This window comes from Williamsia soli, assembly GCF_017377795.1.
In the GTDB taxonomy this organism is placed as follows: Bacteria; Actinomycetota; Actinomycetes; order Mycobacteriales; family Mycobacteriaceae; genus Williamsia; species Williamsia soli.
In genome coordinates this window covers 615,590-627,207 of sequence record NZ_JAFRDR010000003.1, presented here as the reverse complement: position 1 = coordinate 627,207, position 11,618 = coordinate 615,590, and the positions used below count along the sequence as shown (strand labels likewise).

The 11,618-nt window shown below is 65.8% G+C and carries 12 protein-coding genes; 8 read left to right on the top strand and 4 right to left on the bottom strand.

What is annotated here, in order from left to right:
* Positions 1 to 100 precede the first annotated feature (100 nt).
* From J3S28_RS11385 to J3S28_RS11375, 3 genes are read left to right on the top strand one after another with little or no spacing between them, the layout of a single operon-like run.
* Positions 101 to 982 carry a DMT family transporter gene (locus tag J3S28_RS11385; protein WP_207840557.1) on the top strand — a complete coding sequence of 294 codons (882 nt, stop codon included), beginning with the start codon at positions 101 to 103 and terminating at the stop codon, positions 980 to 982.
* A gap of 7 nt (positions 983 to 989) precedes the next feature.
* Positions 990 to 1,844 carry a DMT family transporter gene (locus J3S28_RS11380; protein WP_207840555.1) on the top strand — a complete coding sequence of 285 codons (855 nt, stop codon included), beginning with the start codon at positions 990 to 992 and terminating at the stop codon, positions 1,842 to 1,844.
* A 45-nt stretch (positions 1,845 to 1,889) separates the two neighbouring features.
* Complete coding sequence (locus tag J3S28_RS11375; RefSeq protein WP_207840553.1) at positions 1,890 to 3,311, top strand: dihydrolipoyl dehydrogenase family protein; 1,422 nt, start codon at positions 1,890 to 1,892, stop codon at positions 3,309 to 3,311.
* A 9-nt stretch (positions 3,312 to 3,320) separates the two neighbouring features.
* Here the strand turns inward: J3S28_RS11375 and J3S28_RS11370 are convergent, their stop codons facing one another.
* From J3S28_RS11370 to J3S28_RS11360, 3 genes are all read right to left on the bottom strand, one after another.
* The gene (locus J3S28_RS11370) at positions 3,321 to 3,995 is read right to left on the bottom strand and encodes a hypothetical protein (protein ID WP_207840551.1); all 675 of its coding nucleotides are present in this window, start codon (positions 3,993 to 3,995) and stop codon (positions 3,321 to 3,323) included.
* A gap of 167 nt (positions 3,996 to 4,162) precedes the next feature.
* Positions 4,163 to 5,533: an FAD-binding oxidoreductase gene (locus tag J3S28_RS11365; protein ID WP_207840549.1), complete on the bottom strand. Its 1,371-nt coding sequence runs from the start codon at positions 5,531 to 5,533 to the stop codon at positions 4,163 to 4,165.
* A 50-nt stretch (positions 5,534 to 5,583) separates the two neighbouring features.
* Positions 5,584 to 6,042: a flavodoxin domain-containing protein gene (locus J3S28_RS11360; RefSeq protein ID WP_207840548.1), complete on the bottom strand. Its 459-nt coding sequence runs from the start codon at positions 6,040 to 6,042 to the stop codon at positions 5,584 to 5,586.
* 149 nt (positions 6,043 to 6,191) lie between these two features.
* Here J3S28_RS11360 and J3S28_RS11355 point away from each other — a divergent pair, with 149 nt between their 5' ends.
* The 5 genes from J3S28_RS11355 (at position 6,192) to mmsB (ending at position 10,645) form a co-directional block, all read left to right on the top strand.
* Complete coding sequence (locus J3S28_RS11355; protein ID WP_207840547.1) at positions 6,192 to 6,608, top strand: toxin-antitoxin system YwqK family antitoxin; 417 nt, start codon at positions 6,192 to 6,194, stop codon at positions 6,606 to 6,608.
* A 119-nt stretch (positions 6,609 to 6,727) separates the two neighbouring features.
* A complete protein-coding gene (locus J3S28_RS11350; RefSeq protein ID WP_094647548.1) occupies positions 6,728 to 6,889 on the top strand; it encodes a DUF5302 domain-containing protein in 162 nt (53 codons plus the stop codon).
* Between the two features lie 196 nt (positions 6,890 to 7,085).
* A complete protein-coding gene (locus J3S28_RS11345; protein WP_207840545.1) occupies positions 7,086 to 8,606 on the top strand; it encodes a CoA-acylating methylmalonate-semialdehyde dehydrogenase in 1,521 nt (506 codons plus the stop codon).
* Positions 8,607 to 8,615: 9 nt separating this feature from the next.
* Entirely contained in the window at positions 8,616 to 9,779 is a 1,164-nt protein-coding gene (locus J3S28_RS11340) for an acyl-CoA dehydrogenase family protein (protein ID WP_207840542.1), read from the top strand.
* Positions 9,776 to 10,645, top strand: coding sequence for a 3-hydroxyisobutyrate dehydrogenase (mmsB, locus tag J3S28_RS11335; RefSeq protein ID WP_207840540.1), 870 nt, complete (start codon positions 9,776 to 9,778; stop codon positions 10,643 to 10,645). The genes J3S28_RS11340 and mmsB overlap by 4 nt, the downstream gene beginning before the upstream one ends.
* Here the strand turns inward: mmsB and J3S28_RS11330 are convergent.
* Positions 10,626 to 11,555, bottom strand: a complete 930-nt coding sequence (locus tag J3S28_RS11330) for a PfkB family carbohydrate kinase (RefSeq protein WP_207840538.1) — start codon at positions 11,553 to 11,555, stop codon at positions 10,626 to 10,628. The genes mmsB and J3S28_RS11330 overlap by 20 nt on opposite strands.
* Between the last annotated feature and the right edge of the window lie 63 nt (positions 11,556 to 11,618).

Here is an 11,618-nt window from a genome sequence, read left to right as displayed (position 1 = left end):
TACCCAATGCCGGGCTTTCTCTCTCCCGCCACTGCCTATTCGCTCACACGGCCCGGCGACAGCCAGGTTTCTCTGAGGACATCCAAGTATCGTCGCCTGAGTGCACTTGTTCCTCCCAGCGCTATTGGCGACGCTGTCGGCGCTGCTCGTCGCCTGTGGAACACTCGTGCGTCAACGGTCGTCGACGTCGTCGGGGGGCATCACCAAACGGTGGTGGCTGGGTGTTCTCATCGCGGCCGCCGGCTTTGCGCTGCAGGCTGTCGCGCTCGGGTTCGGTTCCCTGCTCCTGGTGCAACCGCTGATCGTGCTGTCGGTGCTGTTCGCCTTGCCGATGGAGGCCTATCTCGACCATCGTCGCCTGAACTTCCACGAGTGGAAGTGGGGCATCATCCTGACGATCTGCATCGCCGCGTTCGTGGTGATCGCCGCGCCCAGCCCCGGCAAACACAACGTGTCGGCGGGCGTGCTCGCCGGCACGATCGTCGTGGTGATCGCGGTGCTCGCGGGACTGGTGATCGCGGCGAGACTGGTGTCACCGCATCATCGCGCGTTGTTGTTCGGCTCTGCATCCGGTTTGCTGACCGGCGTCCAGGCGTTCCTCCTCAAAGGGGTGGTGACCCAGCTCGGTGACGGTTTCGTCGAGATCTTGATCCACCCCGAGATCTATCTGATCCTGCTGGTTGCGAGTGCCTCCGTTGTCACCCAACAACTGGCCTTCGCGGCGCACGACCTGCAGACGTCGTTCCCCGCGATGACCGTCTGGGAGCCTGCTGTGGCGATGTCGCTCGGCGTGGTGCTGCTCGGCGAGCGGGTCGACGTCAACTGGATCGAAGGGGTCATCGCGGGCTTCTCGCTGGTGTTCATGTTGCGGGCGGTGTTCGTCCTGGCCAGGCATGCCGCCGAGCGCGAGACAGAGTTCGAGGTCACCAAGAGACCCGCGCCCGCACCGGGGGGCAGCGCCATGGGCCCGACGGACCATTAGCGACCCGATGCACACCATCGTCCCGGCGATGCTCGCGGTTGCCGCCGCCTGCCTCATCGCAATCGGAACCGTCCTGCGGCAACGCGCGTCCGCGGCCAGCGGGGCCATCACGCCCGGCTGGTGGCTGGGCGCAGGTCTGGCCGTGTCCGGTTTCGGGGTCCAGGCGGCCGCGCTCGGTCTCGGGTCGATCCTGCTGGTGCAACCGCTGCTCGTCCTCGCGGTGCTGTTCGCGCTGCCACTGGAAGCCTGGTTCGACCATCGCCGCCCGACCCGGATCGAATGGGCCTGGGGCGGCGCCCTCACGGCCTGTGTCGCGTTGTTCCTCTGTTTGGCCTCACCGCGTTCGTCCGACCACCGGCCAGGGCAGTTCGTCTCCGTGGTGACGATTGCCGCAGTCCTGATCTGCCTCATCGGGCTGGTCGTCGCTGCAGAGAGTTGCACCAGCCATTTCCGGGCACTCTTCTACGGGCTCACCGCAGGCGCACTGTTAGGGATCTCGGCGCTCCTCATCAAGACCGTCATCAACCAGGGGGTCGAGAACTCGGCGACCGTCGTGGTGCAACCCGAGATCTATCTTCTGGTGGTGGTGATCGGGGCGGGGATCTATGCGCAGCAGCGCGGTTTCGGATCCGGGGACCTGCAGACCTCGTTCCCCGCCATGACGGTGATGGAACCTGCCGTCGCCATGGTCCTGGGTATTGCGCTGCTGTCCGAGCGGATCTACGTCACGGTGTGGGAGGCCGGAATCGTCTGCGTGGTCCTCGCGGTCATGGTCGTCGCGGTGATCGAGCTGGCCCGTCATTCCGCGATCCGCACACCCCATAGGTTCCACCCGGAAAACCCCAGGCCTGAAAAGTCATAGCCCGCAAGACTGGAACCTCCCCACCGGCAATGGCAGGGTGGGGTGATGGCAGCTGCAAGCGCGTCGAAGTCGAGAGAAGAAGTCGCAGGACTCGATGATGAGAAATCGGGGGACGAGTACGACGTTCTCGTGATCGGTGGTGGGCCGGCAGGCGAGGTCGCCGCTCAATACGCCATCGCCGGATCGGACCGGACCGCCGCGATCATCGAACACGAACTGCTCGGCGGGGAGTGCTCCTACTGGGCGTGCATGCCCAGCAAGGCGCTGCTCCGGCCCGTCGAAGTCCACGCCGCCGCCCGCGCTCTCGACGGGATCAAGGTCGCGAAGAAACTGCTGCCCGAAGAACTCCTGCGGCGGCGCGACGCGTGGGTGAAGCAGTACGAGGACGGTGGCCAGGTGAAGTGGGCGGGTGGCCTCGGCATCGACGTCATCCGGGGCCACGGTGTGATCACCGGTGAGAAGACCGTCGTCGTCGACAACGGTGGCACCGGCCGTACGATCCGTGCCCGGCAGGCTGTCATCGTGGCCACCGGCAGTACCCCGGTGATCCCTGATGTCTTCGCCGGCACCCAGCCGTGGTCGTCCCGCGACGCCACGGGGGTGCGAGAGATCCCGGCGTCGCTCATCGTCGTCGGCGGCGGTGTGGTCGCCTGCGAGGCCGCGACCTGGATGTCTGCGCTCGGTAGCTCCGTGACGCTGCTCTCGCGAGGGACACTCCTCGGTAAGTCCGAACCCTTCGCCGGGAAACTGGTGGCAAAGGCGCTGGCCGACAGTGGAATCGATGTCCGACAGAAGGTCGACGTCACCGAGGTGCGGCGGCCGGTCGCCGACGACACCGGAATCGGCCGCATCCACGGCGATCAGGTGACCGTGGTCGCCGGGGGCGAGGAGTTCACCGCGGACGAGGTCCTCGTCGCCACCGGGCGTCGCCCGGCCCGCGATGGTGTCGGACTCGACGCCGTCGACGGCGACGCGTCCTGGCTGTATGCGGTCGGCGACGCCTCCGGCGGTCCAGCGCTGACCCACTGGGGCAAGTACCAGGCCCGCAACGTCGGGCATCTGATCGCAGCCCGCGCCGAGGGCAGACCCGAACCCGTTGTCCCTGATGATGTCCCGGTTCCCCAGGTGGTCTTCACCGACCCGCAGGTCGCCAGTGTCGGGCTGACGAAGAAGGATGCCGGTGACAAGGGCCTCGACATCACGATCGCCGACGTGGAGTTGACCGGCGTCGCCGGATTCGGGTTGCTCCGCGACGACGCCCAGGGCCGGGCCCGACTGGTCATCGACAAGGCCACCGACACGATCGTCGGCGCGACCTTTGTGGGACCCGAGGTCGATGAGCTTGTGCATGCCGCGACCATCGCGATCGTCGGCAAGGTGCCCACCAGCGTCCTGCGGCATGCGGTGCCCTCGTACCCGACCGTCAGTGAGGTCTGGCTGCAGTTGCTGGAGTCGCTCGACTCCTGATCAGGTAGCTCACGCGCGCAACACGAACCAGCCCTTGGCGTCGGTGATGGTGGTGTCCTCGGGTAGCGATGAGGTGGTGGTCTCGCTGCCGAGGCTGAAGGGCCCGTCTTCGAACAACGTGACGTCGGTGCAGGTGAACTCCCCGGCGATCATCTCGTCGTCGAGTCCGGTCAACGTGACCTCGCAGCCGCTGTGCATGCTGTCGGCGAAGTATCCACCGTCGACCTGCATACCCATGAAAGCGTCGTCGACCCGGTGCGGGACCTCGGTCGGGAGATTGCCCTCCTTCTCGCCATCGATGGTGATGAGCAATCCGGCCGAGGTGTCGCCGAATCGGATGTCTATCTCCTTGTCGGTGGAGTCGAAGTCTCCGCCGCTCGAATCAGATTCGACCACAACGCATTTCTCGGTCCCGTCGGAAAGCGTCACCGAGTAGGCGGACTCGCCGGAGGTGTACTCGGTCGACGAAGTCGGAACGGCCAGCGGACCGGTAGGGGCCTCGCGGCTGCACTCCTGCATCTCGGGCGAGACCGGCGTCTTCTCGGAGGTCGTCGCCACCTGACTCTCGGACGTTGCCGGTGACGCATCGTCTGAGCTGTCGGAACAAGCGGTGAGCAGACCCAGCCCGAGGGCGCCCACTCCCAGGACGGTGGCGACGGTTCGAGCGGAACGGATGGTGGACACGGGATTCTCCTCGGCGAGTTGCTGGCCGACGTTTTGTCGGTCGTCAAGGAAATTACCCAGCGGGCGTACGGCGGGCCAGCGGATGAAATCGTTTGAACGTCAGTGGTTCCGGCTCGGTGTCGATCAAGTGGTGGAACGTCGTCCGCGGCCCGGAACATCGCAAAGCCCTACAGCATCGTGCCCGGGTTGAGGATGCCCTGCGGGTCGAGACTGTTCTTGATGCGCTGGGTGAGCTCGATGACGTCGGCCCCGAGCTGATCGGGCAACCAGCCCTTCTTGAGCCTGCCGACCCCGTGTTCGCCGGTGATGGTGCCTCCCAGGGCGATCGCGAGATCCATCACCTCCCCGAACGCGAGGTTGGCGCGCGCGGTCTCGTCGGCGTCGTTCGGATCGTGGACGATCAGCGGATGCGTGTTGCCGTCGCCGGCGTGTGCGATGACCGAGATCAGCACGTCGCGGTTGGCGGCGATCGCCTCGATCCCGTCGATGAGGTCGGGGAGTTTGTGCAGCGGCACGCCGACGTCCTCGAGAAGCAACGGACCGATCTTCTCGATGGCCGGGATGGCGTACCGACGGGCCGCGGTGAACGCTTCGCCCTCGTCGGGATCGTCGGTGGCGAACACCTCGGTCGCCCCGCAGCGCGTGAAGGCCGCTTCGATGATCTCGACCTCGGCGGCGGCCGCCGCACCAGGTGCGTCGGACTGCGCGACGAGCAGTGCCCCGGCGCTGCGGTCGAGGCCCATCTTGAGCTGGTCCTCGACAGCATTGATCGCGACCTTGTCCATGAACTCGAGCATCGCCGGGCGGATCGTCGAGGTGATCTCGAGGACAGCCTTCGAGGCGGCGTGGACGGATGCGAACGACCCGACCACGGTCGACGCCGCCGCCTGCGGCGGTAGCAGGCGCAGGGTGACCTCGGTGATGATCCCGAGCGTGCCCTCACTGCCGACGAAGAGTTTGGTCAGTGAGAGCCCTGCGGTGTCTTTCAGGCGCGCACCGCCGAGACGTACGGCACGGCCGTCGGCGAGCACCACTTCCATGCCGAGGACGTAATCGCTGGTGACTCCGTACTTGACGCAGCACAGACCGCCTGCGTTGGTGGCAGCGTTGCCGCCGATGGAGCAGATCTCGAAGGATGACGGGTCGGGCGGGTACCAGAGGCCGTGCTCTTTCACCGCTGCCTTCACCTCGGCGTTGAGCAGACCCGGCTGACAGATCGCGGACCGCGTGATTGGGTCGACGGTGATGTCGCGCATCTTCTCGGTGGTGAGCACGATGCCGCCGTCGACAGCGGTGGCTCCGCCCGACAAGCCGGTGCCCGCACCGCGGGGGATGATCGCGATGTTGTTGGCGGCGCACCAGCGAACGGCCGCCTGGACGTCGGCGGTGCTGGTGGCGCGGACCACCGCCATGGCGGTACCCGCAGCCGGATCGAATGCGCGGTCCTGCCGATATGACGCGACGATGTCGGGATCGGTGATCACCACTCCGGCAGGCAGGGCTGTCACCAAGTCGTCGAGCGCAGTGATCGTCGTCATGGTTTCGAGGGTAGTGGCGGTCCGACGCCAGGGGTGCCGGAGCCGAGAAGTCAGTGGTTGGCGGAACTGATGACCTTCGAGATCTCGGCTGCCCACTCTGCTGCCTGGACCTTCGCGGCGATCTTCGACGACGCGTCGTGGCGGCCGTGCTCTCCGACCTGCGAAGCACCCAGGTCCACGAGCTTTTCGGCGATGATCTCGCCGCCGCGGTTGAAGGTGTCGTCGTACACGCTGTCGCCCAGTCCGAAGGTGGCGAACCGCAGGCCGTCGAGCTCCGGCTTCTCGTCGTCGAGACCTTCGGCGAACGGCTCTGCGCCGGTGGGCAACTCGCCCTCGCCGTAGGTGGAACACACGACGACGTAGAAATCGTCGGACGAGAGGTCCTCGACGGCAAAGTCGGTCATGTCGTACATCGACACATCGTGTTGCTGCGACAGCACGTCAGAGATCGCATCAGAAACCAGTTCGGCGGTTCCGGTCTCGCTGCCGTACAGGATCACCACAGACATCTAATTCTCTCTCCACGTAGATCAGGGGCGACTAAGGGTACCCTTTGGCTCGGTTGAACGGACCAGCGGGCAAGTGGCGCCGACCCGCGATTTTAGCGAACAGTTGCCGCATATCCCAGTCGCGTTCCGGCGCTCGGTAACCTTGGCCAATGACAGACGACCAGGCCGAACAGCCCGCCAATGCCACGGATGCGCAGGGTCGTAAGACCGGCTTGTGGCGCGAGTCCGACCCGCACGGCGGTGAGGCGACCGGGACCTACCGCCGGGATCGTCGAGAAGGTCTGTGGCGCCACTATTTTCGTGATGGGACGCTTCGTTCCGAATCGAACTATCACGACGGCGAACTCGACGGGGCGTGTGTGTGGTACCGAGCGGGCGGCGGCCTGTTGCAGAAGGGTTCATTCGACAGAGGTCAGAAGAGTGGGCTCTGGGAGCGCTGGAGTCCGGAGGGCAACCTGATCGATCGCGGTGACCGGATCGGCGGCAAGAAGATCGGGCAGTGGCAGTACTTCAACGCCGATGGGACGGTCGAGCGAACCACGAATCACCGGCCTATGCAGAGCTGACCGATGGTGGCGTTTCGGCCCGGTCGGGCAATGATTGCCCGGACGGCAAAAACCAGCTGACATCGGTTGTCGCCGCTGGATACGCTCACCACCATCAACCGCACGTGAAGGGGTACGACATGGCTGCAGACGACGAGACCAAGCGAAAGTTCCGCGAGGCACTCGAGCGCAAGAAGCAGAAGGGCCAGCCGACGTCCGATCACAAGGATGCGACGTCGAAGGCCGCCGGGCAGCACGGGCCGGAGAGCGGTCAGCAGAATTTCCGCCGCAAGACGGGGTAGTCGCCACCACTCGGCCGAGATGGCCCTGAAAACCGGCACATAGGTGAGCTCCGAGGGGTATACGCCCTCGAGCGGCGGCTATGTGCCGGTTTTCAGGGCCATTCGTCGTCTCGGGCCGCCTGGGGTCTTTATTACTAGGAAGTCCTAGTATATGGTGATGGGGACAACACGCTCGTAGATGACTTGTGAGGACCCCATGACCAGGCAAATCGACCATTTCGTGGACGGCGCACACGTCGCCGGGACCAGCGGGCGCACCGCAGATGTGATGGACCCCAGCACCGGCAAGGTGCAGGCAACCGTTCCTCTGGCCAGTACGGCCGAGGTCGATGCCGCGGTTGCCACCGCAGTCGAGGCGCAGAAAATCTGGGCTGCATGGAACCCGCAGCGTCGCGCTCGCGTGATGATGAAGTTCGTTGCACTCGTCGGCGAGAACATGGACGAACTCGCCGAGCTGCTCTCCAAAGAGCATGGCAAGACCGTTCCCGACGCCAAGGGTGACATCCAGCGCGGCGTCGAGGTCATCGAATTCGCGATCGGCATCCCGCACCTGCTGAAGGGCGAGTTCACCGAAGGCGCCGGCACCGGCATCGACGTGCACTCGGTTCGCCAGCCGCTCGGTGTCGTCGCAGGCATCACCCCGTTCAACTTCCCCGCCATGATCCCGCTCTGGAAGGCCGGCCCCGCGCTGGCAACCGGAAACGCGTTCATCCTCAAGCCGTCCGAGCGTGACCCGTCGGTGCCCGTGCGCCTGGCCGAGTTGTTCCTCGAAGCCGGACTGCCCGCAGGCGTGTTCCAGGTCATCCACGGCGACAAGGAAGCCGTTGACGCCCTGTTGAACAACGACGACGTGCAGGCATACGGCTTTGTCGGCAGCTCCGACATCGCGCAGTACATCTACTCGAACGCAGCCGCGAACGGCAAGCGCGCACAGTGCTTCGGTGGCGCCAAGAACCACATGATCATCCTCCCTGACGCCGACCTCGATCAGGTCGCCGACGCACTGATCGGTGCCGGGTATGGCAGCGCCGGTGAGCGCTGCATGGCGATCTCGGTGGCCGTGCCCGTGGGTGAGGCCACCGCAAATCGCCTGCGCGAGAAGCTGGTCGACAAGGTCAACGCCCTGCGCGTCGGCCACAGCCTCGACATCAAGGCCGACTACGGCCCCCTCGTCAGCAAGGCTGCTCTCGAACGCGTCAAGGACTACATCCAGCAGGGTGTGGACGCCGGCGCCGAGCTGGTCATCGACGGCCGCGAGCGCACGACCGACGACCTGACCTACGACGGTCAGAGCCTGGAAGAGGGCTACTTCATCGGGCCCACACTCTTCGATCACGTCAAGAAGGATCAGACGATCTACACCGACGAGATCTTCGGACCGGTGGTCTGCATCGTTCGTGCCGCGGATTACGAAGAGGCGCTGGCGCTTCCGTCCGAGCACGAGTACGGCAACGGTGTCGCGATCTTCACCCAGGACGGCGACGCCGCCCGCGACTTCACCGCCCGCGTGCAGTGCGGCATGGTGGGCGTGAACGTGCCCATCCCGGTGCCGGTGGCCTACCACACCTTCGGTGGCTGGAAGCGCTCCGGATTCGGCGATCTGAATCAGCACGGACCGGCAGCGATCCAGTTCTACACCAAGGTCAAGACCATCACGACGCGGTGGCCCTCGGGTATCAAGGATGGCGCCGAGTTCGTCATCCCGACCATGGACTGAGACTCCTCAATGTCTTTCGAGATTGATGAGGATGACAGGGTCATCATCGACACCGCGGCAGCGTTCGCGCGCAAGCGGATCGAACCGTTCTCACTCGACTGGGATGAGCGCAAGCACTTCCCGGTCGAGGAGTTACGGGAGGCCGCAGAGCTCGGCATGGCCGGGATCTACACCAGCGAGGACGTGGGTGGCAGCGGTCTCCGCCGGATCGACGGAGTGCGCATCTTCGAGGAACTGGCAAAGGCCGATCCCACGACCGCCGCGTTCCTGTCGATCCACAACATGTGTACGTGGATGGTCGACTCCTACGGGACCGAAGAGCAGCGGAACACGTGGGCGTCGAAGATGGCGTCGATGGAAGCCGTCGCCAGCTACTGCCTGACCGAGCCGGCCGCGGGAAGCGACGCCGCGGCGTTGCGTACCAAGGCGGTTCGCGATGGGGACGACTACGTGCTCGACGGGGTGAAGCAGTTCATCTCCGGTGGCGGCGTCTCCGACGTCTACGTGATGATGGCGCGCACCGGGGCCGAGGGTCCGCGCGGCATCTCCACGTTCATCGTCCCGTCCGACACCCCCGGGCTGTCGTTCGGGGCGAACGAGGCGAAGATGGGCTGGAATGCCCAGCCCACCGCGCAGGTCATCATGGAAGGTGCCCGGGTCCCCGCCGCCAATCTCCTCGGTGGAGAAGAAGGCAAGGGTTTCGGTATCGCCATGAACGGACTCAACGGCGGCCGCATCAACATCGCGGCGTGTTCGCTGGGAGGCGCGCAGGCGGCCTACAACAAGGCCATCAGCTATGTGTCGGATCGGGAAGCGTTCGGCGGCAAACTGATCGACGAACCGACGATCAGGTTCACGCTGGCGGACATGGCCACCTCGTTGGAGACGTCGCGGCTGATCCTGTGGAAGGCGGCCAGTTCGCTCGACGCCGGCCACCCCGACAAGGTCGAGCTGTGTGCGATGGCCAAGCGCTACGTCACCGACACCTGCTACGACGTGGCCGATCAGGCGCTGCAGTTGCACGGTGGGTACGGGTATCTGCGGGAGTACGGTCTGGAGAAAATCGTCCGCGACCTCCGCGTGAACCGAATACTGGAGGGCACCAACGAGATCATGCGGGTAGTGATCGGCCGCGCTGAAGCGGACAAGTCGAGTAAGGGGCAGTACATATGAGCACGATCGCGTTTCTGGGTCTGGGGAACATGGGTGGACCCATGGCCAAGAATCTCGTCAACGCAGGCCATACGGTGCATGGGTACGACCTGTCGGCGGCGGCGATCGCGGCCGCCGAGGCGAACGGCGTCAACGTGGTCGCCGGCGGTATCGAAGCTGTCGCCGACGCCGACGTCGTGATCACGATGTTGCCCAGCGGCAAGGCCGTCCTGGACTGCTACGCGGAGATCCTGCCGGGCACCAAGACCGGTGCCCTGCTGATCGACAGCTCCACCATATCGGTCGACGATGCCCGCACGATCAATCAGCAGGCAGCCGAGCACGGCTTCGCGCAGATCGACGCGCCGGTCTCGGGCGGGATCAAGGGCGCGGACGCGGGCACGCTGGCGTTCATGGTCGGCGGTACCGATGAGGCGTTCCTCGCCGCGCAGGGCGTGCTCGAACCGATGGCGGGCAAGGTCATCCACTGCGGGGACGCCGGCAGCGGACAGGCCGCCAAGGTCTGCAACAACATGGTGCTCGCAGTCCAGCAGATCGCGATCGGCGAAGCCTTCGTACTCGCCGAGAAGCTGGGTCTAAAAGCGCAGGCACTGTTCGACGTGATCACCGGCGCCACCGGCAACTGCTGGTCCGTGCACACGAACTGCCCGGTTCCGGGTCCGGTTCCGACGTCACCGGCGAACAACGAGTTCAAGCCGGGCTTCGCGACGGCCCTGATGAACAAGGATCTGGGTCTGGCGATGGCGGCTGTCGAGTCCACCGGTTCCACGGCCCCGCTCGGCGAGCATGCCGCAACGCTCTATGCGGACTTCGCGCAGGAGAACGGCGGCAAGGACTTCAGCGCGATCATCGAGACGCTGCGCTGATCTGATCCCACGTCGGCATCCCTGTGCGGGCGCCGACATACGACACCGACAACGCAGCCGCCACATTCGCAACCGTGGCGGCTGCGTTCGTCGTATCGCCCGCAGCAAGTCGCGCCGCGAAGACCCCGTTGAACGTGTCGCCCGCCCCGGTGGTGTCGCGGACCGTCGCTGTGCGCGCCGGTATCGTCTCGAAGTCCTGTCCCGGGATCCCGACGAGCACCCCGCCCGCGCCCAGCGTCACGACAACTGCGGCGCCGGTGGCCTCTGACAGCGCTGCCGCGGCCTCCTCGACGGTGTCGGAGTGCTGTCCGACCATGCTCGCCAGCTCGAGGCATTCCCCGGCGTTGGGGGTGAGGATGGGCCCGTACCGGATGGCGTCCGCGATCTCCGGTATCGGTGGGGCCGGATTCAGCACACACTGCGCACCGGCCGCAGCAGCGGTTTCGACGGCAGCGACGACGGCCGCCCCCGCGATCTCGGTACTGACCAGTACGCAGTCACCGGGCCTCAGGTCGGTGAGTGAAGCACGCACCTGCGCCGCGGTCAGCTCGGAGTTAGCGCCCGCGCCGACGGCAATCTGGTTCTCACCGGCCTGATCCACGACGATCAGCGCGACGCCGGTCGGGGAGTCGGTGCGCATCACGGCCCCCACGTCGACGCCCTCGTCCCGCAAGTCGGCCGACGCCCCGTCGCCGGTGTCGTCCGATCCGGCCGCACCGATCAACTCCACGGTTGTCCCGGTCCGGGCGGCGGCGACGGCGGCGTTCGCGCCCTTGCCGCCGCCGTGGCGATCCACCCTGGGGCCGACCACGGTCTCCCCGGGCCCGGGGAGGCGAGGGGTGGCGATCACGAAGTCGACGTTGATGGCGCCCACCACGATCACGCGGGCGTCAGCAGGGGTGGTGTCCATATTTGTTAACCGTACTTCGCACGAATTCCCGGAACCAATTGTGCCGTCCGGCCTACGGGACGG